20 protein-coding genes and 1 pseudogene are annotated in these 25745 nt (G+C 72.1%); 13 read left to right on the top strand and 8 right to left on the bottom strand.

Annotated elements, in window-relative coordinates; genetic code table 11:
- The 3 genes from VE614_RS27235 to trhA form a co-directional block, all read right to left on the bottom strand.
- Complete coding sequence (locus VE614_RS27235) at positions 1-630, bottom strand: TetR/AcrR family transcriptional regulator (RefSeq protein WP_324942657.1); 630 nt, start codon at positions 628-630, stop codon at positions 1-3.
- Positions 627-2180 (bottom strand): MFS transporter, encoded by a 1554-nt coding sequence (locus VE614_RS27230; RefSeq protein ID WP_324942655.1) that lies wholly within the window; start codon positions 2178-2180, stop codon positions 627-629. The genes VE614_RS27235 and VE614_RS27230 overlap by 4 nt, the downstream gene beginning before the upstream one ends.
- A gap of 111 nt (positions 2181-2291) precedes the next feature.
- Entirely contained in the window at positions 2292-3020 is a 729-nt protein-coding gene (trhA, locus tag VE614_RS27225; protein WP_324942652.1) for a PAQR family membrane homeostasis protein TrhA, read from the bottom strand.
- Between the two features lie 303 nt (positions 3021-3323).
- On the opposite strand from trhA, the gene VE614_RS27220 reads away from it, so the two are divergent.
- Both VE614_RS27220 and VE614_RS27215 read left to right on the top strand, forming a co-directional pair.
- On the top strand, positions 3324-5159 hold the full coding sequence (locus tag VE614_RS27220) for a phosphoenolpyruvate carboxykinase (GTP) (RefSeq protein ID WP_324942649.1): 1836 nt from the start codon (positions 3324-3326) through the stop codon (positions 5157-5159).
- A 266-nt stretch (positions 5160-5425) separates the two neighbouring features.
- Positions 5426-7159, top strand: a complete 1734-nt coding sequence (locus VE614_RS27215) for an Ig-like domain repeat protein (RefSeq protein WP_324942646.1) — start codon at positions 5426-5428, stop codon at positions 7157-7159.
- 208 nt (positions 7160-7367) lie between these two features.
- Here the strand turns inward: VE614_RS27215 and VE614_RS27210 are convergent, their stop codons facing one another.
- Both VE614_RS27210 and VE614_RS27205 read right to left on the bottom strand, forming a co-directional pair.
- Positions 7368-7781 carry a hypothetical protein gene (locus tag VE614_RS27210; RefSeq protein WP_324942643.1) on the bottom strand — a complete coding sequence of 138 codons (414 nt, stop codon included), beginning with the start codon at positions 7779-7781 and terminating at the stop codon, positions 7368-7370.
- Positions 7782-7881: 100 nt separating this feature from the next.
- Positions 7882-9093, bottom strand: coding sequence for a pyridoxal phosphate-dependent aminotransferase (locus tag VE614_RS27205; RefSeq protein ID WP_324942639.1), 1212 nt, complete (start codon positions 9091-9093; stop codon positions 7882-7884).
- Positions 9094-9218: 125 nt separating this feature from the next.
- On the opposite strand from VE614_RS27205, the gene VE614_RS27200 reads away from it, so the two are divergent.
- Positions 9219-9938, top strand: coding sequence for a hypothetical protein (locus VE614_RS27200; RefSeq protein WP_324942637.1), 720 nt, complete (start codon positions 9219-9221; stop codon positions 9936-9938).
- A gap of 157 nt (positions 9939-10095) precedes the next feature.
- Complete coding sequence (locus VE614_RS27195) at positions 10096-10935, top strand: serine protease (RefSeq protein ID WP_324942634.1); 840 nt, start codon at positions 10096-10098, stop codon at positions 10933-10935.
- Between the two features lie 4 nt (positions 10936-10939).
- Here the strand turns inward: VE614_RS27195 and VE614_RS27190 are convergent, their stop codons facing one another.
- Positions 10940-12550: a D-aminoacylase gene (locus VE614_RS27190; RefSeq protein ID WP_324942631.1), complete on the bottom strand. Its 1611-nt coding sequence runs from the start codon at positions 12548-12550 to the stop codon at positions 10940-10942.
- An 11-nt stretch (positions 12551-12561) separates the two neighbouring features.
- On the bottom strand, positions 12562-13833 hold the full coding sequence (locus VE614_RS27185) for an amino acid deaminase (RefSeq protein WP_324942628.1): 1272 nt from the start codon (positions 13831-13833) through the stop codon (positions 12562-12564).
- Positions 13834-13971: 138 nt separating this feature from the next.
- On the opposite strand from VE614_RS27185, the gene VE614_RS27180 reads away from it, so the two are divergent.
- The 5 genes and pseudogenes from VE614_RS27180 to VE614_RS27160 all read left to right on the top strand — a co-directional run bounded on the left by VE614_RS27180 (position 13972) and on the right by VE614_RS27160 (position 18369).
- Positions 13972-15030 carry a sugar kinase gene (locus tag VE614_RS27180; RefSeq protein WP_324942625.1) on the top strand — a complete coding sequence of 353 codons (1059 nt, stop codon included), beginning with the start codon at positions 13972-13974 and terminating at the stop codon, positions 15028-15030.
- On the top strand, positions 15027-15788 hold the full coding sequence (locus VE614_RS27175) for an IclR family transcriptional regulator (protein WP_324942622.1): 762 nt from the start codon (positions 15027-15029) through the stop codon (positions 15786-15788). The genes VE614_RS27180 and VE614_RS27175 overlap by 4 nt, the downstream gene beginning before the upstream one ends.
- Positions 15785-16195 (top strand): RidA family protein, encoded by a 411-nt coding sequence (locus VE614_RS27170; RefSeq protein ID WP_073932203.1) that lies wholly within the window; start codon positions 15785-15787, stop codon positions 16193-16195. The genes VE614_RS27175 and VE614_RS27170 overlap by 4 nt, the downstream gene beginning before the upstream one ends.
- A 117-nt stretch (positions 16196-16312) precedes the next feature.
- Positions 16313-17778, top strand: a pseudogene (locus tag VE614_RS27165) (GntP family permease).
- 63 nt (positions 17779-17841) lie between these two features.
- Complete coding sequence (locus tag VE614_RS27160) at positions 17842-18369, top strand: hypothetical protein (RefSeq protein WP_324942616.1); 528 nt, start codon at positions 17842-17844, stop codon at positions 18367-18369.
- Here VE614_RS27160 and VE614_RS27155 read toward each other — a convergent pair.
- A complete protein-coding gene (locus VE614_RS27155; RefSeq protein WP_324942612.1) occupies positions 18366-19751 on the bottom strand; it encodes a M14 family metallopeptidase in 1386 nt (461 codons plus the stop codon). The genes VE614_RS27160 and VE614_RS27155 overlap by 4 nt on opposite strands.
- Positions 19752-20121: 370 nt before the next feature.
- On the opposite strand from VE614_RS27155, the gene VE614_RS27150 reads away from it, so the two are divergent.
- The 4 genes from VE614_RS27150 to VE614_RS27135 all read left to right on the top strand — a co-directional run bounded on the left by VE614_RS27150 (position 20122) and on the right by VE614_RS27135 (position 25648).
- A complete protein-coding gene (locus VE614_RS27150) occupies positions 20122-22452 on the top strand; it encodes an ATP-binding protein (RefSeq protein WP_324942610.1) in 2331 nt (776 codons plus the stop codon).
- A 239-nt stretch (positions 22453-22691) separates the two neighbouring features.
- A complete protein-coding gene (locus VE614_RS27145) occupies positions 22692-23609 on the top strand; it encodes an MEDS domain-containing protein (protein ID WP_324942608.1) in 918 nt (305 codons plus the stop codon).
- A 90-nt stretch (positions 23610-23699) separates the two neighbouring features.
- Positions 23700-24191: an ATP-binding protein gene (locus VE614_RS27140; protein ID WP_324942605.1), complete on the top strand. Its 492-nt coding sequence runs from the start codon at positions 23700-23702 to the stop codon at positions 24189-24191.
- 137 nt (positions 24192-24328) lie between these two features.
- Positions 24329-25648 (top strand): Nramp family divalent metal transporter, encoded by a 1320-nt coding sequence (locus VE614_RS27135; protein WP_324942602.1) that lies wholly within the window; start codon positions 24329-24331, stop codon positions 25646-25648.
- Positions 25649-25745: the final 97 nt, after the last annotated feature.

Below are 25745 nucleotides of genomic sequence, written 5' to 3'. Positions count from 1 at the left end.
TCAGGATGTCAGGCCGTGTTCCAAGACGGTGAGGGCGCGGTCCACCAGCTCCCCGAGATCCTCGCTGAAGCCGCCCCTCACCCAGTGCCGGGTGGCTTCCATCAGACCGCCGAGCAGGGACATCGTGAACACCCGCACCTCAAGGCTCTCCGGGTCCCGGCCGGTGCGCTCGGCGATGGCCGCGGCGAGCAGGTCGCCCGTGGCCGACATGCTCTCCATCATCCGCGAGCGCACCGCCGGCACCTCGGTCATCAGCGTCGTGCGCAGCCTGGTCACCCGGGGATCCTCGTGCGCGCCGAATCCGACGGCCTTGCGCAGTACGTACCGCAGGGACTCCAGCCAGGGCTCGTCCGCGGGCCGCTCCCGCAGTTCCGCCAGCAGCAGCGGGTCGTACTCGTCCGTGAGGACGATGTCCTCCTTGGTCGGGAAGTAGCGGAAGACGGTCGACGGCGAGACCTCGGCCCGGTCGGCGATCTGCTCGATCGTGGTGGCCTCGTACCCCTGCTCCTCGATCAGCGCGTAGGTGGCCGCACGGATCGCCTCACGGGTCTTGATCTTCTTCCGTTCCCGGAGTCCCAGCTGGGGGCGGTCGGCGGGGGCGGAGGTGCGTGCGGCCGTCATGCAGGTCATTGTCCGGCATCGGCGGCGGGCGTGGCCATCTCCGGGGCGGCGGGCGCGCTCCGGGCGCCGGGCAGGAAGCCCACCACCAGCAGCGCGGACACCAGCGAGGCCAGCGCGCACACCAGCAGCACCAGGGCCATGCCGTGCGCGTACGCGCCGTTCGCCGAGGCGATCAGATCGGGTGCGCCCACCCGTTCGGCGACGAGGTGGGCCGCGACCACCGACTCCCCGGCCGTGTCCGCGGCCCGCTGGGGCAGCCCCGCGACATCGAGCCGGTCCCGGAAGGCGCCGCTGAGCAGCGAGCCGAGCAGGGCGATCCCGATCGCGCCGCCGACCTGGCGCAAGGTCATGAGGAGTCCCGAGCCGCTGCCCGCGCGGTCGGCGGGCAGGGTGGCGAGCGCGCCGTCCATCGCGGGCACGACCGCGAGACCGAAGCCCACTCCGGCGACGGACAGCCACAGCGCGGTGGAGCCGTACCCGGACTCCGCCGTCGTACGCGCGCCCAGCAGCGCGGCGAACGCCAGGACCGTGAGGCCCGCGCTCACCACCTGCCTGGCGCCGAACCGGGCGACGGCCGGCTGGGCGGCGCGCGCCGCGACGAGCAGCCCGCCCATCAGCGGCAGCAGCCGGACGCCCGTGCCGAGGGCGTCGTGTCCGAGGACCGCCTGGAGGTAGGGCGGCAGCACGAACAGCAGCCCCGAGAGCACGAACATCACCAGGGTCGCGGCGAGGGTGTTGACGAGGAACCCGCGCCGGGCCAGCAGCACCATGTCCAGCATGGGCCGCGCGGTCCGCCGTTCGCGCAGCACCAGCAGGGCGAGCAGGGCGAGGGCGGCGCCCAGCATGCCGAGGGTCAGCGGGTCGGCCCAGCCGTGCTCGGGCGCCTCGATGATCGCGTAGATGAGGATGCCGAGCCCCGCCGCGGTGAGCGCGGTGGAGAGGGCGTCGACCTTGGGGGAGGAGGGGTCGCGGGTCTCGGGGAGGAGGAAGACGCAGGCCACGATGCCGAGGGCGGCCATGGGCACGTTGACCAGGAAGACCGAGCCCCACCAGAAGTGGTCGAGCAGCCAGCCGCCGATGATCGGGCCGAGCGGCATGCCGAGCGCCGAGGCGGCGGAGATGACGCCCACGGCCCTGGTGCGCTCTCCCGGCCCGAAGAGCGAGGGCAGCACCGACAGTGAGAGCGGTGTGACCAGCGCTCCGCCGATGCCCATCACCGCCCGCGCGGCGATCACCGCGGGCACGTCGTCGGCGAGCGCGCCGGCCACGGAACCGGCGAGGAAGACGGCGAGCCCGGCGACCAGCATGCGGCGGCGGCCGAACCGGTCGCCCAGCAGGCCGGCGGGGAGCATCAGCGCGGCGAAGACGACGACGTACGCGTCCGCCATCCACTGCTGCTCTCCCGTGCTCGCGCCGAGCTGTCCGGCCATGGTCGGCAGCGCGACGTTCAGGATCGTCATGTCGAAGCCGAGGGTCAGCATGCTCGCCACGAGCGCGGTGAGGGCCCACCAGCGGCGAGGGTCGGGCTGGACCCCGGGGAGATGTGTGACAGTAACCATGAAATGAAAGTAACTCTCAAAATCGAGAGACTGTCAATGCGTGCCGGCGGTGTCGGGCATGAAAAAGGGCCACGGCTCGCAAGCCGTGGCCCGAAGGTGGGGGGCGGTTCCCTACGCGTGCTGATACGCCACCAGGGAGATGCCGACGTAGTGGGCGATGAACGCTGCCAGCGTGAGGGCGTGGAAGACCTCGTGGAAACCGAACCAGCGCGGTGACGGGTTCGGGTGCTTGATGCCGTAGACGACTCCGCCCAGGCTGTAGAGGATCCCGCCGACGACCACCAGGGTGAGGACGGCGACGCCGCCCGTGCGCAGGAAGTCGGGCAGGAAGAAGACGGCCGCCCAGCCCATCGCGATGTAGCACGGCGTGTACAGCCAGCGCGGGGCGCCGACCCAGAAGACCCGGAAGGCGATGCCGGCCAGGGCCGCGGCCCAGATGCCCCACAGCAGCCATCGGCCCGTGCCGCCCGGCAGCAGCAGCACGGTCAGTGGGGTGTAGGTGCCCGCGATGATCAGGAAGATGTTGGCGTGATCCAGGCGGCGCAGCACGCCGTCCATCCGGGGGCTCCAGTTGCCCCGGTGGTAGAGCGCGCTCACCCCGAAGAGCAGACACGCCGTCAGCGCGTAGACACCGCACGCCACGCGACCGCGCGTCGAGTCCGCGAGGGCCGTCAGCACCAGGCCCGCGACCAGCGCCGCGGGGAACATGCCGAGGTGCAGCCAGCCCCGGAGCTTCGGCTTGACGGAGTCCGGCAGGGACGGGTGTGGCAGATGGCGCGCCACGGAACCACGGTCGGCGACCGGCGTGTGCGTGTGCGCATCGGAGGCGGACGCAGTCATGCGGGGCATCGTACCTACGGAGTCGTAAGTGACGGATCAGAGTCCCACGGTGACCGCGTGCGACCACTCAAGTGGATCGCCAAGAAAAGGTCAGCCGAACCCAAGGCGTACGCAAAGAATCACGGCGAAAGCCGCAGGACGTGGCGTTCCTCACGGCGCTCAGGTGTGCGGCCCTCTGGACAAATGCGCGGCCACCTCGGATGATCAAATGAGTGCGGTCGGCACCGGATGAGCGGCTACGAAGCATCCGGGTCGCGGCCCCCACGGGGCAGACAGGACAAAAACCCTCATTTAGGAGCGATCGTGGCGCGCGACAACGCGGCTCCCACCACCGTCAGCCCGACCAACCACCAGGAACTGATCTCGTGGGTCGACGAGATCGCGGCACTGACCCAGCCGGACGACGTGGTCTGGTGCGACGGATCCGAGGCCGAGTACGAGCGACTGTGCGAAGAGCTCGTCCAGAAGGGCACCTTCCGGAAACTCGACCCCGTCAAGCGCCCGAACTCCTACTACGCCGCCTCCGACCCCACCGACGTCGCCCGCGTCGAGGACCGGACCTTCATCTGCTCCGAGAAGGAGGAGGACGCCGGCCCCACCAACCACTGGAAGGCCCCCGCCGAGATGCGGGAGATCTTCCAGGGTTCCGGCGGCGAAGGCGGCCTGTTCCGCGGCTCCATGCGCGGCCGCACCATGTACGTCGTGCCCTTCTGCATGGGCCCGCTCGGCTCGCCGCTGTCCGCGATCGGCGTCGAGATCACCGACTCCGCGTACGTCGCCGTCGCCATGCGCACCATGACCCGCATGGGCCAGGCCGTCCTCGACGAACTGGGCGACGACGGCTTCTTCGTGAAGGCCGTCCATACCCTGGGTGCCCCGCTGGAGCCCGGCCAGGAGGACGTCCCCTGGCCCTGCAACCGGACCAAGTACATCTCGCACTTCCCCGAGACCCGTGAGATCTGGTCCTACGGCTCCGGCTACGGCGGCAACGCCCTGCTCGGCAAGAAGTGCTACGCCCTGCGCATCGCCTCCGTCATGGCGCGCGACGAGGGCTGGCTCGCCGAGCACATGCTGGTCCTCAAGCTCACCCCGCCGCAGGGCGAGCCGAAGTACGTGGCCGCCGCCTTCCCGTCCGCCTGCGGCAAGACCAACCTGGCCATGCTGGAGCCCACGATCTCCGGCTGGACGGTCGAGACCATCGGTGACGACATCGCCTGGATGCGCTTCGCCGAGGACGGGCGGCTGTACGCCATCAACCCCGAGGCCGGCTTCTTCGGCGTCGCGCCCGGCACCGGCGAGCACACCAACGCCAACGCGATGAAGACCCTGTGGGGCAACTCGGTCTTCACCAACGTCGCCCTCACCGACGACAACGACGTGTGGTGGGAGGGCATGACGGAGGAGACCCCGGCCCACCTCACCGACTGGAAGGGCAACGACTGGACCCCGGAGTCGCAGACCCCGGCGGCCCACCCGAACGCCCGCTTCACCGTGCCCGCCTCGCAGTGCCCGATCATCGCGCCCGAGTGGGAGGACCCCAAGGGCGTGCCGATCTCCGCGATCCTCTTCGGCGGGCGCCGCGCCACGGCCGTCCCGCTGGTGACGGAGTCCTTCGACTGGAACCACGGCGTCTTCCTCGGCGCCAACGTGGCCTCCGAGAAGACCGCCGCCGCCGAGGGCAAGGTCGGCGAGCTGCGTCGCGACCCGTTCGCGATGCTGCCGTTCTGCGGCTACAACATGGGCGACTACATGGCCCACTGGATCGACGTGGCCAAGGACAAGGACCAGTCCAAGCTGCCGAAGATCTACTACGTCAACTGGTTCCGCAAGGACGGCGAGGGCAGGTTCGTCTGGCCCGGCTTCGGCGAGAACTCCCGTGTCCTGAAGTGGATCGTGGAGCGTCTGGACGGCAACGCCGAGGGCGTCGAGACCCCGATCGGCATCCTGCCGACCAAGGACGCGCTGGACACCGACGGGCTCGACCTGTCCGACTCCGACCTGGAGTTCCTGCTGACGGTCGACAAGGAGGTGTGGCGCGAGGAGGCCGCCCTGGTCCCCGAGCACCTGAACACCTTCGGCGACCACACGCCCAAGGAGCTGTGGGACGAGTACCGCGCCCTCGTGGAGCGCCTGGGCTGAGCCCACCTGGAGACCCCGCGGCCGGCTGGAACCGACTGTGCCCTGACCAGCTACATCGTCACGGCCGGCCGCGGTGACATCGTCACGGCACCGAAGCCCCGCACAACGGCGTGCGGGGCTTCGGTGTCTGCGCCCGCGGGTCTCCTTCAGGCGGGCGCCCCCGCGTGTCGCCCCTTGCGTCTCCGATCTTCACCGCTGTTTCATGCTCTTTACAGGCGTCTCACAGATCCCTGAGGGGCGCTCAAAGCAGCCTGTGGGGGGCACAGTTGAATACAGCACACCGTTCCGGACGCCTCGCGGCGACCGCTCTCGTCACCGCACTCGCCGGAACCGGCCTCGCCGTCGCCGTCGCACCCGCGGCGCACGCGGCGGCCTCCGACGTCGTGGCCAAGCTGCCGATCGCGTCGTTCTCGGCGCTGGCCGTCGACAACGTGCACCAGCGCGTCTTCGTGGCGGACAGCAATGTCGGCTACTACCTCAACTCGGGCACCATCGCCGTGTACAACTTCGACGGCGAGCGCCTCACCACCATCACCACCAGCCAGCAGCACGTCTCCGGGCTCTCGGTCAGTGCCGACGGCAGCAAGCTGTGGGTCGGCCTGCGCGAGCGCGTCGAGGCCTACGACACCGTCACCTACCAGCGCACGTTCGCCGCGAACGCCTCCTCCGACACCTGCGGCCGCGAGATCGCCGAGTCCGGCGGCCAGCTCTACATGACGGCGCCGCAGGCTCAGTACACCTCCGACTGCCCCACCGCCACCACCCATCTCGACGGCATCGTCAACGGCGCGTACGCCCGCACCGGCTGGAACGACTCCGGCGATCTGCTGCTGGAGGCCGGCGCCGGGGACCGGATGCTCATGGGCCAGTCGCTCAACACCAAGGCGCCCAACCCGTTCGTCACCGTGTTCGACACCAGCGGCGGCACCCTGGTCCGTAACGCCGCGCGCCGCTTCGCCGACAGCGACGGCAAGGGCGCCCTGAACCTGAAGGACATGGCGCTGTCCGCCGACGGCGGCAAGGTCGCGCTCGCCGACGCGTCCGCCGGCACCCGGCTGCTGAACAGCGGCGACCTGTCGGACGCGGCGGCCGGCTACCAGCCGCTGCCCGCCGGGGCCGCCGCCAGCGCGGTCGCCTTCAGCGGCGACGGGAAGTACATCGCGCGGGGCGCCGCCGCCTCCGGCTCGACCCCCGACCTGCTGGTCCAGCCGGCCGATCCGAACGACGCCACCACCCCGCTGGAATTCGTCTTCGAGGGCAGCCTCGACGGCGACCGGGTCGTGCCGCGCGGCATGGAGTGGTCCGCGGACGGCTCCCGGCTGTTCACGGTCACCACCAACGCCACCGGAAGCCAGTACTGGCTGCACGTCATCCAGCCCCCGGCCGTCCAGTACGACGCCCGCTTCACCGGCGGCCTCTCGCACAGCCCCGCCCAGGCGGTGGCGGGCGAGCCGCTGGCGGTGCGCGGGCGACTGGAGGTCGACGGCCCGGCCCCGGCGCAGCCGCTGAAGGTGACGGCCACCCGCACCGACGCGGGCGGCACCCGCGAGCTGGGCACCTTCACCGTCCGGGAGGACGGCACCTACACCGTCCTCGACGAGCCCGGCCTGGTCGGCGACGCCACCTACACGGTCTCGTTCCTCGGCGACCTGACCCACCGTCCCGCCGCGGACGTCACCCACACCGTCTCCGTCGGCAAGGCGGCCAGCTCGATCGCGCTCACCGCTCCGGCGGAGGCGACGCTCGGCGGCGGCATCCGGATCACCGGCACGTTCACCGCCCAGGGCAAGGCGCTGCCGGAGCGCGCGGTGCTCTCCGTGGAGCGCACCGACCGCCTGGGCAGCGGCACCCTCACCCCGGTGACGGTCGCCGCGGACGGCACCTTCACCATCAGCGACATCCCCCGCACGCGCCGGGAGGTGACCTATACGGTCAGCTGGCCGGGCGACGATCTGCACACGGCCTCGACGGCGTCGGCGACGGTGTTCGTCCGCCGCTGAAGCAGCCGGAAGGAGGGCACTGACACTCCCTGAGGGGCGCGGGGAACCGCGCGACCGGCCACCCACGACCCGCCGTCGCGGCCCGCCCCGTGCCCCACGGCGAGAATCAGCTCAGGCCGACGCAGTGCTGTGGCAACCCGGTCCGCGCGTCGCTGCGGGTGCACGCGGACCGGGGCCGATCAAGGGGAGCCCTGCTCGGACGTAGGGCTCAGCCGGCCGCCATCTCGCGCGGCCCAAGGGCCTCCGCGTGCGCGTCCATCCGCTCGGCGGCGAGGATCGCGGCGGCGGTGTCCGCACGGGAGGCCGCGACCACCAGCGCCCGCCCGGCCAGCGTGTGGGCACGCTGATGCAGCGCGGCGAGGTGCGGCTCGGAGACCGGGCTCACCACGGAACGGACCGGCGCCTGCCCGCCGCGCAGCCGGGCGACCTGCTCCGCGAGCCGTGCGGCCGCGGTGTCCAGGTCGCCGGACGGGGTCAGCGCGCGCAGCTCGTCGGTGACGGCGAGCAGTGCCGCGAGATGACCCGCGAGCTGGATGTCCAGCTCTTCCTCACGGGACCGGTGGGGGAAGTCCGGGGCGCCGGCCATCGTGTGGACCGACTTGGTGCGGATCGGTTCGTACATGGGACGGCCTCCTGTGCTCTGACAGAAGCCATCCTACATTGGATCCGTTCTAAAGTTGAGCATGATCCCGAAAGGCGGGACCGGTTCCGGCCCGAGGCCGTCACGGCTGGCTGTAGCCGTCCAGGAAGTTCCCGATCCGTCCGATCGCGTCCCGCAGGTCGCCCGCCGACGGCAGCGTCACCACCCGGAAGTGGTCCGGCTCCGGCCAGTTGAAGCCCGTGCCCTGGACGACCATGATCTTCTCCTGCCGGAGCAGGTCCAGGACCATCCGCCGGTCGTCCTTGATCTTGAAGACCTGCGGGTCGAGGCGCGGGAAGAGATAGAGCGCGCCCTTGGGGCGGACGCAGCTCACGCCCGGGATCTGCGTCAGCATCTCGTACGCGACGTCCAGCTGCTCCTTCAGGCGCCCGCCCGGCAGCACCAGGTCGTTGATCGTCTGGCGCCCGCTGAGCGCGGCGACCACCCCGTGCTGGCCCGGCATGTTGGCGCACAGCCGCATGTTCGCCAGGATCGTCAGGCCCTCGATGTAGGAGTCGGCGTGGGCGCGCGGGCCGGAGATCGACATCCAGCCCACCCGGTAGCCGGCCACCCGGTACGCCTTCGACATGCCGTTGAAGGTGAGGGTGAGCAGGTCGGGGGCGACGGCGGCGGTCGGGGTGTGCGTGGCGCCGTCGTAGAGGATCTTGTCGTAGATCTCGTCGGAGCAGATCAGCAGGTTGTGCCGGCGGGCGATGTCGGTCAGCCCCCGCACCATGGACTCGTCGTAGACCGCGCCCGTCGGGTTGTTCGGGTTGATGATGACGATCGCCTTGGTGCGGTCGGTCACCTTGCGCTCGACGTCGGCGAGGTCGGGCATCCAGTCGGACCGCTCGTCGCAGCGGTAGTGCACGGCCGTGCCGCCGGACAGCGAGACGGCGGCGGTCCACAGCGGGTAGTCCGGCGCCGGGACGAGCACCTCGTCGCCGTCGTCGAGCAGCCCCTGCATCGCCATCACGATCAGCTCGGAGACGCCGTTGCCGATGAAGACGTGCTCGACGTCCGTCTCGATGCCGAGGGTCTGGTTGTGCATGACGACGGCCCGGCGGGCGGCCAGCAGGCCCTTGGCGTCGCCGTAGCCGTGTGCCGTGGAGACGTTGCGGAGGATGTCCTCCAGGATCTCCGGCGGGCACTCGAAGCCGAAGGCGGCCGGATTGCCGGTGTTCAGCTTGAGGATGCGGTGGCCCGCCGCCTCAAGCCGCATCGCCTCCTCGAGCACCGGGCCCCGGATCTCGTAACAGACGTTGGCGAGCTTGGTCGACTGGATCACCTGCATGCCTGGGAGCTTACGGCCGCGTGTGGCTCAGCGGGTCGTGTTTTCCGACACGTGAGACGTGTGGTTTGGGCGGATATGAGCCGACGCTGTCCCTGGAGTCACTCCATTCCCTAGAATGCGCGGCCATGTCCGAGCCCCCCAGAACGGGTGACCACGAGCGTCCGCCGATGGTGTACCAGCCGCAGCCGCGACCGGAGCAGATCCCGGCCTACGAGGAGTACGCCGACCCGGCGACGGCGCACGGCTGGCAGAACGCCTACGACGAGACCCGCGAGCTGTCGCCGGTGACCGCCCCCGGGGCCCGGCGCGCCGGGGGTTCCCGGCGCAAGCCCGGCCCTGGGCGACGGCGGGCCCTGGTGGCCGCCGGCGCGGTGGGCGCGGTGGCCGCGGTGGCGCTGATCGCCGGGTTCTCCTTCTCCGGGTCCTCGCCCTCCGGCGGCGGGACGCAGGGGGAGAAGAGCCGGACGAGCCCGTCGGCGGACGGCCCCGGCGCGGGGGCGCCGTCGGGCACGGGCGCGGACGCGGCCGGTGCCGGTCCCGACGACGGCGGTGGCGGCGGCCCGACGGCCGCACCCGCCGCGGCGACCGGCGGCACCGCCCCGGCCGCCTCCACCGCCTCGTCGGCCTCCTCCGCCTCCGCGGCAACGGCCTTCTCCGGCTCCTCCGGCTCCGCCCCGCCGAGCCCCGCCGAGGAGGGCTCCGAAACCCCCGTGACCGAGGCGCCCGCGACCGCGCCCACGGCCACGTCGGGCCCGACTCCGACCGCTGCCCTCCCGGACGGCGACCCGGGCAACGCCAACGGCAGGCCGGGGCACGGCGTCGGTAACACCAAGCGGCCCAAGTAGCGCTCACGCGGCGCGGGCGTACGAGCGAAAACCCGCCACGGGCGGGCCAAAAACACCTCCTTGTCCCCTCCCGCCTCCGCATTAACAATGCGCATGACAAGACAGCGGGCGGCCGGACGACCTCCGGTCGCCCCGTCGTACCAGAGGGGATCCCCACATGAAGAAGCCTCTCCTGGCCACGCTCGCGGCCCTGGTGATCACCGGGGCGGGCGCGGCACCCGCCGTCGCGGCCATGCCGGACGCCGAGGCGGCACCCGCCGTCAAGGCGGTGAACTTCGCCGGGACCGTGGCGCTCAGCAACTGCTCCGGCTCGGTCGTCCGCATGCCGGACTCCGCCGACGACGACCCGGCGCTGGTGCTGACCAACGGCCACTGTCTGGAGTCCGGCTTCCCGGAGCCCGGCGAGGTGATCGTCGACCGGGCCTCCACCCGTTCCTTCGGCCTGCTGAACTCCGCCGGCACCCGGGTGGCGACCCTGCGCGCCAGCAAGATCGCCTACGCGACCATGACCGACACCGACGCGGCGGTCTACCAGCTCACCCGCACCTACGGGCAGATCCGCAGCTCCTACGGCATCAACGCGCTCACCCTCAACGACACCCACCCGGTCGCCGGAACCGCGATCAGTGTCGTCTCCGGGTACTGGAAGCGCATCTACAACTGCTCCATAGACGGCTTCGTGTACCGGATGCGCGAGGGCGACTGGACCTGGAAGGACTCCGTCCGCTACACCTCCGCCTGCGACACCATCGGCGGCACCTCCGGCTCCCCGGTCGTCGACCAGGCCACCGGCCGGGTCGTCGCCGTGAACAACACCGGCAACGAGAGCGGCGAGCGCTGCACGGTCAACAACCCGTGCGAGGTCGACGCGAACGGCAACGTCACCGTCCGCCAGGGCATCAACTACGCCCAGCAGACCTACCAGTTCGCCGCCTGCTTCGGCCTCGACAGCAAGCTCGACCTGTACGCGAGCGGCTGCACCCTGCCCAAGCCGTAACCGCTCACACCGGGGTGCGGCGGACCGAGCGACCCGCCAGGACGTCCGTCCGCCGCCCGCCGTCGATCACGAACCGGCCGTCCACCAGGACGTACGGGATGCCGGCCGGCAGGGTGCGCGGACGGTCGTACGTCGACCCGGCCGCCACGGTGGCCGGGTCGAACAGCACCAGGTCGGCCCGGTACCCCTCGCGCACCACGCCCCGGTCCGGCAGCCGCAGCCGGGCCGCCGGGCGGGCGGTGAGGTGCGCGACGCACTCCTCCAGCGACAGCACGCCCAGCTCGCGGACGTAGTGCCCCAGGTAGTGCGGGAAGGTGCCGTAGGCGCGCGGGTGCGGCTTGGCACCCTGGAGGATGCCGTCGGAGCCGCCGGTGTGCACGCGGTGGCGCATGATCGCCCGGACGTTCTCCTCGTGTCCGACGTGCTGGAGGATCGTGGGGCCGAGGCGGTCCGCCACCAGCAGGCGGTGCGCGACCGCCCACGGCTCCTCGCCGCGCGCCCGCGCCGACTCCAGGACCGTACGGCCCACGTACCCGGCGAGCGCCGGATCGGTGACGCCGGAGATCTCGATCGTGTCCCACTCCACCGGCACGCCGTGGCAGCCGTCCGCGCCGATCACCTCCATGTGGTGCCGGATCCGCTCCGCCGTCCCCGGGTCCGTCAGCCGCCTCAGGACCGCCTCAGGACCGCCCTCGCTCGCCCAGCTCGGCAGCAGCGCGGCGAGGGTGGTGCAGCCGGGGGTGTACGGGTAGGTGTCGAGGCTGAGGTCGGCGCCGCCGGCGAGCGCGTCGTCCAGGAGGGCCAGCAGCTCGGGCGCGCGGCCCTTGTTCACGCCGAAGTTCATGGTGGCGTGCGCCAGGTGCAGCGCGCAGCCCGCCTCCCGGGCGAGCGCCACCATCTCCTCGTACGCCTCCAGCGCCCCCGCCCCGTAGGAGCGGTGGTGCGGGCAGTAGTAGCCGCCGTACGACGCCACCACCCGGCACAGCTCGGTCAGTTCGGCGTCCTTCGCGTACATGCCCGGCGTGTACGTGAGCCCCGACGACATGCCGACCGCGCCCTGCTCCAGCCCCTCGGCGACGAGCTGCCGCATCCGGTCCAGCTCGGCCGGGCCGGCCTCCCGGTCCTCCCAGCCGACGGCGAGGGCGCGGACCGTGCCCTGGGGGATCAGATAGGCGGCGTTGACCGCGATGCCCCGGTCCAGCCGGTCCAGGTATTCGCCGACCGACCGCCAGTCGAAGTCGATGTCGTCACCGGAGCCGTTCCATCCGGTGATCGCCCGGCGGACCTCGGCGAGCGTACGGTCGTCGACCGGCGCGTACGACAGGCCGTCCTGGCCGATCACCTCCAGCGTGACGCCCTGCGCCGCCTTGGCGCTGTGGTCGGGGTCGCGCAGCAGGGCGAGGTCACTGTGCGCGTGCATGTCGATGAAGCCGGGGGAGAGGACCAGGCCCCCGGCGTCCAGCTCGCGCACGGCGGACGGGCGCTGGCAGCCCGCCGCCGCGGCCTCCTTGACGATCGACACGATCCGCCCGCCGTCCACGACCACGTCGGCGCGGTAGGAGGGGGCACCGGTGCCGTCGACGACGTCCGCGTCCCGGATGACGAGATCTTCCACCGCCGTACCCCCTAGAAGTACGTACGGATGTAGTCGACGACCGTGCCGTCCGCCTCGGCCACCGGAATCAGCTGCCACTTGTCGAACACGGTGCACGGGTGGGACAGCCCGAGACCCAGCCAGTCGCCCACCTGCACATCCGCCTCGGGGGAGGTGCGCAGCCAGGCGTGCTGGTCGGACAGCCCGGTGACCTCGATCCCGGTGGCCGGGCGCTCCACCCCGTCCCGGCGGACCACCTGGGCGAACGGCAGGTGGAGGTCGTACGCGGCGTCCCGCTTGCCCGCGTTGACGAAGGCCTGCTCGGGGGTCGGGCGGGAGACGACCTGGGTCCACAGACGGAACGCGGGCTCCAGCGCGCCCTCCTCCGGGATCCGGGTGAACGGGGTCAGCTTCCGGTAGTGGCCGTCGTCGTGCGAGACGTACGCGCCCGAGCGCAGCAGCTTCAGGACCGGCGCCGACAGGTCCGGGATCCGCGCGAACACCTCCGCCACCGTGTCGAACCAGGCGCTGCCGCCCGCGCTCACCACGATCTCGTGCAGCCCGGCGAACCGGCCCGCCTTGTCGAACTCCACGGCCAGCGAGACCAGCCGGCCCAGCCACGCCCGCACCCGCTCCGGTGTCGCCCGCGGCACCTCGCCCTCGTACCCGGCGACCCCGGCCAGCCGCAGCGCCCGGGTGCCGAGCACCGCGTCCGCGACCCGCGCGGCCTCCGCCTCGGTGCGCACCCCCGTGCGGGCCCCCTCACCGGCGGCCAGCTCCACGACCACGTCCAGGCGGCGGGGGACCGGGACGTCCGCCAGGGCCGCCTCCATCAGCTCCACACCGCGCACCGAGTCGACGTAGCAGATGAACTTGAAGTCGTCGTCGGCGGCCAGCTCGGCGGCGATCCAGCGCAGGGCCACCGGGTCGACCAGCTCGTTCGCCAGGAAGATCCGCTCCACCCCGAAGGCCCGCGCCACCCGCATCTGGTGCGGTACCGCGAGGGTGATGCCCACGGCGCCGTGCGCTATCTGCCGGGCGAACAGCTGTGGCGCCATCGACGTCTTGCCGTGCGGCGCGAAGACCAGACCGTGGCGGGCGGTGTACTCCGCCATCAGCCGCAGGTTGTGCTCCAGGTGCTCGGCGGACAGCGCGAGGACGGGGGTGGTGAAGCCGCCGGTGAAGAGGTTGCGGCGCTGGGCCGCCAGCTCGCCGACGGTGAGCCCGTCGGCGTCCGGCGGGAGGCCCCGGAAGCGGTGGTCGACGCGTTCCTCGGCGAGTCGGGCGAGGGCTTCGCTACTCATGGAGCCTCCCTGATCAGGTGCGTTGCATGTTTTGCAACGTCCATTGCGTATATCGCTTACCGCTGTCTAACATCTCGGCCAACGCGGGGTCAACGAAAGCCGCCGACACCCGTACGACGCCGAGGAGCTACGACGACCGTGACCGCCACCGGACCGTGCGCCACCCCCGCCGCCGTGGACGTCGTCGCGCTCGGCGAGTCCATGGTCACCTTTCTGCCCACCCGTCCGGGCCGTCTCGCCGATGTTCCCTCCTTCGACCGGTCCATCGGCGGCGCCGAGTCCAACGTCGCCTGCATGCTCGCCGCCGCGGGACATTCCGTGCGGTGGGTGAGCCGGGTGGGGGACGACGGGTTCGGCGACCACCTGGTGGAGACGATCGGGTCGTACGGCGTCGACGTCACGTCCGTACGGCGCGACCCCGACCGCCCGACCGGCGTCTACTTCCGCACGTCCGGCGACCGCGCCACGGACGCCCACGAGGTGGCGTACTACCGCGCCGGCTCGGCGGCGTCCGCGATGAGCCCGGCCGGCATCGACCTGCCGGCCGCCCGCGCGGGCCGAGTCCTGCACCTGTCCGGCATCACCGCGGCCCTGTCCGCCGACTGCCTCGGCCTGCTGCGCGACCTGACCGCGCCCGGTCCCGGCCGCCCGCTCGTGTCCTTCGACGTCAACCACCGCTCCCGGCTGTGGCGGGACGATGAAGGCGCCGGGGTGCTGCTGGAACTGGCCCGGGCGGCCGACCTCGTGTTCGTCGGGGAGGACGAGGCCGAGGAGGCCTGGGGCGTCACGGGCGGCCCGGAAGCCGTCCGGGCGCTGCTCCCGGAGCCCGCTCACCTGGTGGTGAAGGAGGGCGCGCGGGGCGCCACGCTGTTCGGAGGGAACCCCGGGCAGTCGCCCGGCGTCTTCGTCCCGGCCCTCACCGTCGACGTCGTGGCGACGACGGGCGCCGGAGACGCCTTCGCCGCCGGGTTCCTCTCCGCCACCCTGCGCGGCCTGCCCCCGCGGGCGCGGCTGCGCCACGGCCACCTGTGGGCCGCCGCCGCCCTCACCGTTCCCGGCGACCTCGCGGCGCCCCCCGCCCGCGACCACGCCGACCGGCTCGCCGCCCTCGACGACACCGCGTGGGGGAGACTTCGACTCGGCCCCGGCTGGACAGCCGCCACGGAAAGGGCCGAGGAGGAGGTACGTACGCCATGAGCCAGACCGTCGACCGCGCGCTGAGCATCCTGCCGCTGCTCGCCGAGGGACCCGCCGACCTCGGTCAGGTCGCCGACCGCCTCGGCGTGCACAAGTCCACCGCGCTGCGCCTGCTGCGCACCCTCCACGAACACGGCCTCGTCTACCGCCAGTCGGACCAGCGCTACCGCCTCGGCGCCCGGCTCTTCGCCCTCGCCCAGGAGGCCATGGAGAACCTGGACATCCGGGAGATCGCCCACCCCCACCTGGTCCGCCTCAACGAACAGTGCGGGCACACCGTCCACCTCGCCGTCCACGAGGACAACGAGGTCCTCTACATCGACAAGGTGGAGAGCCGCTACCCGGTCCGCATGTACTCCCGGATCGGCAAGCCGGTCGCCATCACCGTCGCCGCGGTCGCCAAGCTGCTCCTCGCCGACCTGCCCGAGCACGAGCGGCGGGCCGTGGCCGACAAGCTCGACTACCCCATGTACACGTCCCGTTCGACACCGAACGCCGAGTCCTTCCTGAAGGAACTCGCCAAGGCGCGAGAACAGGGCTGGGCCACCGACCTCGGTGGCCACGAGGAGTCCATCAACTGCGTCGCCGCACCCGTCCGCGGCGCCGACGGCCGGGTCGTCGCCGCGATGTCGGTCTCCGCGCCGAACGTCGTCGTCACCGCCGACGAACTCCTCAGCCTGCTCCCGCTGGTCCGCCGTACCGCGGAGGACATCAGCGGCGAGTACTCCGGCAGAACCACCACGAAGGGCACCGCATGACCGAGAAGACCGCGCTCACCCCCACGACCCACACCACCCCGCCCGCGAAGTTCTCGCACGGTGTGAGGAAGGGCAACATCCTCCAGGTCGCCGGCCAGGTCGGCTTCCTCCCCGCCGAGGAGGGCAAGCCCCCGACGCCCGCCGGCCCCACCCTGCGCGAGCAGACCCTCCAGACCCTCGCCAACGTCAAGGCGATCCTGGAGGAGGGCGGCGCGAGCTGGGACGACGTGATGATGATCCGCGTCTACCTCACGGACGTCGACCACTTCGCCGAGATGAACGACCTCTACAACACCTACTTCGAGGAGCAGGGCCTCACCCAGCCCCCGGCCGCCCGCACGACGGTCTACGTCGGCCTGCCCGCCGGCCTCCTCATCGAGATCGACGCCCTCGCCGTCCTCGGCTGACCCGGCCTTCCCCCCTCGTACGCCCCTACGGCGCGGCGCCCCCCGGCGCGCCGCGCCGCGCTCCCCCCTGTCCGAAAGCCGTATGCATTTACCGCATTCACGTAGAGGACCGCCCGTATGTCCTTTCCGCTCGCCGCCCCCGCCCCGCCGAGACCCCGCCCCACACCGGCGGACTGCTGCTCCTGATCGACGGCACGGCCGGGCTGCTGACGGTCGCCGCCCTCGGCATCGCCCTGCTGCTGTTCCTCATCATCAAGGCGCGGCTCCAGCCGTTCGTCGCCCTGCTCGCCGTCTCCATAGCCGTCGGCCTCATGGCCGGCCTGTCCGTCACCGAACTCTTCGGCACCGTCCAGCGCTCCGACGCCGTCTCCACCATCGAGTCCGGCATGGGCGGCATCCTCGGCCATGTCGCCATCATCATCGGCCTGGGCACCATGCTCGGCGCGATCCTCGAAGTCAGCGGCGGCGCCGAGGTGCTGGCCTCCCGCCTGCTGAACCTCTTCGGCGAGCGGCGCGCCCCGCTCGCCATGGGCCTGACCGGCCTCATCTTCGGCATCCCGGTCTTCTTCGACGTCGGCATCTTCGTCCTCGCGCCGATCGTCTACGCCGCCGCCAAGCGCTCCGGCAAGTCGATCCTGCTGTACTGCCTGCCGCTGCTCGCGGGCCTGTCCATGACCCACGCCTTCCTGCCCCCGCACCCCGGCCCGGTGGCCGCCGCGGGCCTGCTCCACGTGGACCTCGGCTGGGTCATCCTGATGGGCGTCGTCTGCGGCATCCCGGCGGTGCTGGCCGCCTGGGCGTTCTCCGCGTGGATCGGCCGCCGCCTCTTCGTGCCCGTGCCGCAGGACATGGTGGAGGCCGCGGAGGAGGCCAAGCGGGCCGTACTGGACGAGCAGCGCGCCCCGCGCGAACAGCCCGTCGCGCTCGGCACGGTCCTCGCCATCATCGGCACGCCGCTGATCCTGATCCTCGCCGCCACCTTCTCCTCGATCGCGCTGGACCCCTCCACCCCGCGCTCGGTCATCGAGTTCTTCGGCCACCCGTTCGTGGCCCTCACCCTCGCCCTGCTCCTGGCCTACTACGTCCTCGGTGTCCGCCGCGGCTGGTCCCGCAAGTCCCTGGAGACGGTGTCGACGTCTTCTCTGAAGCCGGTCGGCAACATCCTGCTGGTGGTCGGCGCGGGCGGAGTCTTCGGCGCCGTCCTCAAGGCCAGCGGAGTCGCCCAGGCCCTGTCGGACACCTTCAACGACGTCGGCCTGCCGGTGCTCGTGCTGTCGTACCTGATCTCGCTGGTGCTGCGCGTCGCCCAGGGTTCGGCCACCGTCGCCATCGTCACCACGGCCGGCATCGTCGCCCCGCTGCTCGCCGAGGGCGACCACTCCCAGGCCTTCGTCGCGCTGGTCATCATGGCCGTCTCGGCGGGCTCCATCTTCGCCTCGCACGTGAACGACGGCGGCTTCTGGATCGTCGCCAAGTACTTCGGGATCAGCGAGCGGGAGACCCTGAAGACCTGGACCGTGCTGGAGTCGGTGCTGTCGCTGGCCGGATTCGCGGTGGCGGCGGTCCTGAGCCTCTTCGTGTAGGAACACGGCCGTACCGGAGAGCCTGGCTGTCGCGCGCACAGCTCCGTCGTCCATACTTCCGCCGTGGAGCAGCGCATAGGACCCATCATTCAGCCCCTGCAAGGCGCCGCGGCGGACCCGGCGTTCGTCCCCGGCATCACGGGCCCGCGCCCCGGCGAGCCGGAGGAGACGGCGACCGTCGAAACGGAGGAGACGGCCGTCGCGGAGGAAGCCCCGGAGGAGCCGGCCCTCCCCGAGGAAGCCGAGGCGGAGGCAGTGCCGGAGGAGGAGGAAACCCCCGTCGACGGCCCCGTCTTCGAGGCCGCCGACCGGCGCGCCCGGATCGTCGCCGACGCGCGCGGCGTCCGGCTCAGCCTCGACGAGGAGGCCTGCGAGTTCCGCTGGGACGAGATCGGCGCGGTGGAGACGGAGACGGCCCGCTTCGGCAAGCGGTTCACCGTCACGGTGCACACCCCTGACCGGCGCTGGTACCCGATCGAGATCGAGGCGCCGGCCAGGGCGCGCTTCACGGAGTGGGAGTCACAGCTCGACGCGGTGCTGGACGCCTACTTCGAGGACGGCGAGGAACCGGAGGAGAGCAAGGACGCCTAGCAGTACTGGGCTTCCTTGCCGATCGACCGGTACATGCAGTCCGCGTTCTCCAGCAGGTGCAGGACCGCGTCCCGGTTCCGTGAGGTCTCCCGCTCGATCACCTCGTCGGGCGGGTAGAACCCGCCTCCCGAACTGGACCTCGGATACATCTCGAAGGTGTATCCGAAGATCTTGTGCACACCCCAGAGGTAGTCGTCGATCGACCCGTCGGTGATGTACAGGTCGCTGGACTGCTGCGGGGTGTAGCCGTTGCTGGCGGCCATCTTCTGCCCGACGGTCGCGAACGCGTTGCGGTCGTCGGCGGTCATGCCGGTGGTGGTGTCGGAGTAGGTGTAGCCGAACGGCCACAGCACCAGCTCGCTGTAGGTGTGGAAGTCGATGCCCGCCGTGATCTGCTGCTTCCCGCCGACGACCCGGCTGCGCACGAAGTCGGAGACGACCTTGACCTCCTTCGCGGACTCCGGTGCCGAACCCCGGTAGGTCTCGGAGGACGTCGACCCGGAGGAGCCGCCGCAGCAGCCCCAGCGGTAGTTCCAGTTCCGGTTGAGGTCCGTGCCGACGTACGACGAACCGGAGTTGGGCTGCCGGTTCTTGCGCCAGGAGCGGTAGGAGCCGGACGCGATGTCGTACTCTCCGCCGTCCGGGTTGAGGTCCGGGATGATCCATATCTCGCGGTTGTTCACCATGCTGGTGACCCGGGAGTCGGTGCCGTAGTCGGAGGTCAGCTCGCGCAGCAGGTAGAGCGCCATCTCGACGGTCAGGTGCTCGCGGGCGTGCTGGTGGTGGGTGAACAGCACCTCCGGCTCGGACTCGTCCGCGGAGACGTTGTCGCTGATCTTGATCGCGACGATGTTGCGGCCCTGGTAGGAGGTGCCGATGGTGCGCTGGCCGGCGATGGACGGGTTGGCCGCGACGATCGAGTTGATCTCGTTCGTCATCTCCGCGTAGTTGTGGTAGCGCGAGTCGGCCGACGGGAAGTCGTAGAGCCGGACGTCGTCCGCCGCGCCGGACCGGTCGGGCACGGCGTTCAGCGCCGTGACGTCGTACCCGAGTTGCCGCAGCTTGCGGATCTGGTCCGCGCGGCCGGAGACGACCACGCCGTGCCCGTGGACCTCGTCCACGGAGACACCGGCCCGCTGGAGCGCGGTGCGGTCCTCGGCCGTCGAGTGCAGATGGATCTCGTACTGGCGGATGTCGTCCGCCGAGGCGGCGGGTTTCGCCGCGCTGTCGGCGGTGGCGTCGGTGGCCGTCGCCGAGACCGGGGCCGCGAGGGCGAGGGCGAGCAGGGTGGCGAGCGCGGCGGTGCGTCTGCCGCTGCGGGGGCCTCGGCCGCCGGTGCCCCGGCTGCTGCGGGCGCCTTGGCCGCGGATGCGAAGTCGCATGAAGTCTCCTTGGTTCTCCAGGGATTCCGGGGTCTCCGGAAGTGGGGAGTGGAGCTGTGGGGGTGGTTCTTCCGTGCGACGTACGGCGTACTGGGTGCACCGGACGTACTGGTGCGGGTGTGGCGCTCATGGTGGGCTGGTGGCATGAGCAGGTCAATAGCGAGTCCGGGCCGGATGGCCTGAACCAGGCGGAAAACGGCCGCGCAGTGTACGCGCGGCGACCGCCGCCCGAGCCCACCCCGGCAAAGTGCACCCGCGGGTGTGAGCGGCGGGTGCGTATATGTGGCAGGCAGGGGAGAGTGAAGGTCCGCTTCACCGGGAGCCACGGGACCGCCGACTCCCCGCTCACACTCCAGAGAACAGGCTGATCATGGGCGGATCAGCGCCACGACCGGACTGTCACCTGCCGGTCGAGACGACCAGCTTCGTCGACCGGCGGGACGAACAGGCCGAAGGCCGCGAACTCCTGGCGCGTGCCCGGCTGGTGACCCTGACCGGACCCGGCGGCGTCGGCAAGACCCGCCTCGCCGCGCGGATCGCGGCCCGTGTCGCCCGCGCCTTCCCCGACGGCGTGCGCTTCCTCCCCCTCTCCGGACTGCACGACCCCGCCCTCGTCCCGCTCGCCGCCGCCGACGTCCTCGGCCTGCACGACCACTCCGCCCAGCCCCCGCTCGACGCCCTCGTCGAACAGGTACGCGACCGGCGGCTGCTGCTCGTCGTCGACAACTGCGAACACCTGCTGTCCGTCTGCGCCGGCCTCGCCGCCGCCCTGCTGCGCGGCACCACCGGCGTACGCGTCCTCGCCACCAGCCGGCACCGCCTCGGCCTCACCGAGGAACACCTCATGGACGTACGGCCGCTGCCCGTCCCCGACCCCGACGGCGACCTCGCCACCGCCGACGCCGGCCCCGCGCTCACCCTCTTCGCCGACCGCGCCGCCGCCGTCGACCCCGGCTTCCGCCTCACCGCCGCCAACCGGGCCGCCGTCGCCCGCCTCTGCCGGCGTCTCGACGGGCTGCCCCTCGCCATCGAACTCGCCGCCGTCCGCATGCGCGTCCTCGGCGTCGAACAGCTCCTGGCGCGCCTCGACGACCGCTACCGCCTGCTCTCCGCCGGCAGCCCCGCCGTCCTGCCCCGCCACCAGACCCTGCGCGCCGCCGTCGACTGGAGCCACGACCTCTGCACACCGCACGAACAACTCGTGTGGGCCCGCGCCTCCGTCCTCGCCGGCAGCTTCGACCTGGAGACCGCCGAGGCCGTGTGCGCCGACGGCCAGCGGGTGCGGGCCTACGACGTCCTCGAAGCCGTCGCCGGCCTCGTCGACAAATCCGTGCTCTGCCGCGAAGCCGGCCCCGACGGCGTCCGTTACCGCCTCCTCGACACCCTGCGCCACTACGGCCTGGAAAAACTCCGCGAACTCCCCGGCTCCCCCGGGGCCCCCGGTGAGGAGCCCGCCGCCCGGCGCCGCCAGCGCGACTGGATGCAGGAACGGGCCGCCGCCTGCGAACGCGCCTGGTTCGGCCCCGGCCAGCGGGAGACCGTCGCCCGGCTCCGCGCCGACCAGGACAATCTGCGCGCCGCCCTCGACTACAGCCTCACCGCCCCCGGCGAAGCCCTCGCCGGCCTCCGCCTGGCCGGCACCCTCTGGTTCTACTGGCACGCCTGCGGCGCCCCCCGCGAAGGCCGCCACTGGCTCGACCGTGCCCTCGACGCCCACCCCGAACCCACCCCCGAACGCGCCCGCGCCCTGTGGATCTCCGGCCTCCTCGCCGGCTGCCCCGAAGACCTCACCCGCGGCAGCCGACGAGCCGAGGAGGCCGCCGCCCTCGCCCGGCGGCTCGGCGACGAGGCCGAGGCCGCGCACGCCGCGTACGTCATCGGCGTCATCCGCCTGTTCAGCGACGACCTGGGCGCCGCCCTCGACCACTTCCGGGCCAGCGTCGCCCGCGGCCGTGTCCCCGGCCAGCACCTCAGCCTCGTCGGCCTGGACCGGGTCGAACTCGCCTGCGCCCTCTCCTTCCTCGGCCAGGCCGACCAGGCCATCGCCGTCTGCGAGGAGACCCGGCGGCTGTGCGAGGCGCACGGCGAGGAATGGGTGCTGTCGTACGTGCTGCGCATGCTGGCCCTCGCCCACACCGTGAAACGGGACTGGCCGCGCGCCGAACGCCACGCCCGCGAGGCGCTGCGCCGCAAACACGCCGTCCACGACATCGTCGGCATCGGCCTCACCCTCGACCTCCTCGCCCAGATCGCCGGCCACCACGGCGCCCCCGAACGGGCGGCCGTACTCCTCGGCGGCGCCGACCGCGTCTGGGCCGACGTCGACCGCGACCGCTGGGGCTCCGCCGCCCTCGGCGCCGCCCGCGACGGCACCGAGACCCGGGCCCGCGAGGCCGTCGGCGCCCAGGACTACGAACGCGCCTACGCCCACGGCGCCGCCCTCACCCTGTCCGACCTGATCGGCTACGCCCTGGAGGAACACCGGCCACCCGAACCGGAACGCCCCCCGCAGGGCGCCCCCCTCACCCGGCGCGAGACCCAGGTCGCCGAACTCGTCGCCGAAGGACTCGCCAACCAGCAGATCGCCGACCGCCTGGTGATCGCCCGCCGCACCGCCGAAGGCCATGTCGAACGCATCCTCAGCAAACTCGGCTTCAGCAACCGCAGCCAGATCGCCGCCTGGGTGACGGCCCAACGCTGACGCCCACCGGCGCGTGCCGGTCCCGGGGCGAAGGCTCGCCGGACGCGTGCCGGTCCCTGGGCGGAGGCTCGCCGGACGCGACCGGTTTCCGGGCTGAGGCCTGCTGGGCGCGGGCCGGAGCCGGGGTCGGCGTCTGCCGGACGCGGCCCGGTCCTGGTGCCGCCACCTGGTGCCGCCACCTGGTGCCGCTCGCCCCCACGGCACGGCGCCGACCGCCCCTCACCCTCGACAGGAGACCCATGACCACCCCACGACCGGCCACCCCGCCCACCCCGCCCAGTCCCTTCGACCACCGCATGGCCGTTCACAGCTCCGACGAGGAGTTCCTCGGCACGGCGCTGTCCTTCCTCGCCGAAGGGCTCAACGCCCCCGACGGGCCCCCGCCCGTGGCCATCGCCGCGCCCCCCAAGCTCGACCTGCTGCGCGACACCCTCGCCGCTGACGCCGGGCCGCGCGTCGTCATGATCCCGCACACCGACTGGTACACCGGCTCCGCCGCCAACGCCATCGCCCGGGCCGCCGGGTACCTCGCCACGCACGCCGGCCCCGGCGGCCGGATCCACCTCCTCATGGAACCCGACTGGGGCGGCCGGGCCGGCCGCTCCGCCCGCGAGTCCGCCGAGTGGATCCGCTACGAGGCCCTGGCCAACCTCCTGTTCGCCCCGTACGCCACCACCGCCCTGTGCGTCTACGACACCCGCACCGCGGGCCCCGCCGTGATCGCCGCCGCCCGCCGCGCCCACCCCGACACCGAGGTGTACGCCGACCCGCTGCTGGTAGCCGCCGAACTGGACGCCGTACCGCTTCCCCCGCCGCCGCGTGACGCGCACCGGCTGCCCGCGCCCGAACCCGGCGCGATCCGCGGCTGGGCGCTCGCCCGGGGGCTGGCCGCCGCGGAGGCGGACCTGTTCGCCACGGCGGTGGCGGAGGCCGCCGCGGACCCGGTCACCGACGTCCTGCTGTGGGGCGAGGCGCCCTCCTGCGTCTGCGAACTGCGCACCGCCCGGCGCGTCGCCGACCCGCTCGCCGGCTTCGTCCCGCCGCCCGCCGCGGAACCCGCACCCGGTCAGGGCCTGTGGTTCGCGCGCCAGGTGTGCGCGTACGTCGACGTCCGCGACGACGTCATGGGAACCTTCGTCCGCCTCCAGTACGCATGACGGACCGCACCCGGCCCGTGCGGCCACGCAGGTATGGAAACGGGTAGTCCTCCCCGTGTGCCGCACCCGCCCCCGGGACAGGCTGAAGCCATGCCGAGACTTTCCGGTGGCCTCCTCCCGGACCCCCACCCCGAGTACGGCGCGTACCCCCAGCCCCCGCTGGGCGCGGGGCACGCGAGCACCGAGTACGACCCCCGCCCCTCCGCGGTCGGCGAGGCCCGCGCGGAGGTCCGCAGGCAGCTGGAGGGGTGGGGGCTGACGGAGCGCGACGACCTGGAGGACCTGGTGGCCACCGCCGAACTCCTCGTCAGCGAACTGGCCACCAACGCCCTGGTGCACTCCGCGAGCCGCTTCCGGCTCACCCTGTCCGCCGCCCACGGCGTGCTGCGCTGCGAGGTCACGGACGCCGGCCGCCGGGTGCCGCAGGTGCTCCAGGCGGGCACCTCGGAGAGCGGCCGCGGGATGTACCTGGTCGACGCGCTCGCCCGGCGCTGGGGCTGCCACCAGGACGGACCGGGCAAGACCGTGTGGTTCGAGCTCGGCACGTGCGCGTGCGACGGCTGCGGTCGGCGACAGCCGTAGCGCGGCAGCGGCCCGGGCCCCGGCGGCGCACCCGGCCGCCGGGGCCCGTTCGTACGCGTTCGATCACCTGGGCGCAAACGGTGGAGATCCCGCACGCCCCCTTGCCGCGAGGCTGACCATCGGCTTTCTTGACGTTCATGGCGGACACGACGGGAAACACAGCGACAGCACAGACCGGCGGGCCGGAGCCCACGCCCCGCAAGTCCAGTTGGAAGTACATCGGTCCCGGAATCGTCGTCGCCGCCACCGGGGTCGGCGCCGGTGACCTGGTGGCCACCCTCATCGCGGGCAGCAGCTTCGGCTACACCCTCCTGTGGGCCGCCGTCGTCGGCTGCCTGGTGAAGATCTCGCTGGCTGAGGCGGCGGGCCGCTGGCACCTGTCCACCGGCCGCACCCTCTTCGACGGCTGGGCGAGCCTCGGCCGCTGGACGACGTCCTTCTTCGCCGTCTACCTGGTCGTCTGGGGCTTCGTCTACGGCGCGGCGGCGATGTCGTCGAGCGCGCTGCCGCTCCAGGCGCTGTTCCCGGACGTCATGGACCTGAAGTGGTGGGGTGTGGCCTGCGGTCTGGTGGGCCTGGTCTTCGTCTGGTTCAACAAGTACGCGGTGTTCGAGAAGGTCATGACGGTCCTGGTGGGCGTCATGTTCGTGATGACGGTGTACCTGGCGATCCGGGTCACCCCGAACCTCGGCGAGGCCTTCGCGGGCCTGCTCCCGGTGCTCCCCGACGACAAGGACTCCATCCTCAACACCCTGGGCCTGATCGGCGGCGTCGGCGGCACGATCACGCTCGCGGCCTACGGCTACTGGGTGAACGCCAAGGGCTGGACGGACACCGGCTGGATGAAGGTCATGCGCCTGGACAACCGGGTCGCCTACGCCACGACCGGCATCTTCGTCGTGGCCATGCTCTTCGTCGGCGCGGAACTCCTGCACTCCGCGAACGTGGCGATCGCCAGCGGTGACAAGGGCCTCATCCAGCTCACCGGCATCCTGGAGGCCGAATACGGCACGGCCACGGCCAAGTTCTTCCTCATCGGCTTCTTCGCCACCTCCTTCACCTCGCTGATCGGCGTCTGGCACGGAGTGAGCCTGATGTTCGCCGACTTCGTGGCCCGCTACCGCCGCGGCGACGAGGCGAAGGGCGCGGAGATCGCCGCCGGCACCCGCGAGCGCTCCTGGCCCTTCCGCGCGTACCTCCTCTGGCTGACCTTCCCCCCGATCATCCTGCTCTTCCAGGGCCAGCCCTTCCGCCTGATCATCCTCTACGGCGTCCTCGGCGCGGCCTTCCTCCCCTTCCTCGCCGGCACCCTCCTCTGGCTCCTCAACTCCGCCCGCACCCCGCGTGAATGGCGCAACGGCTGGCTGAGCAACGGCATGCTGGCCCTGGCGGGCCTGCTGTTCCTCATCCTGTGCGTCAAGCAGATCTGGGACCAGCCGTGGTCGGAGTTCTTCTAGCCTCCCCGGCGCGGCGGGAAAGCCGTCCACGCGGCATGAAACATTTCCCGGCCCCCACCGCATCAATGAGGTGACAGCGTTGGTGCGTGAGGGCGGG

It is taken from the genome of Streptomyces sp. (assembly GCF_035645055.1).
Taxonomy (GTDB): Bacteria; Actinomycetota; Actinomycetes; order Streptomycetales; family Streptomycetaceae; genus Streptomyces.
Note: the sequence above shows the minus strand (reverse complement) of the source record. Positions and strands in the feature narration are given on the sequence as shown.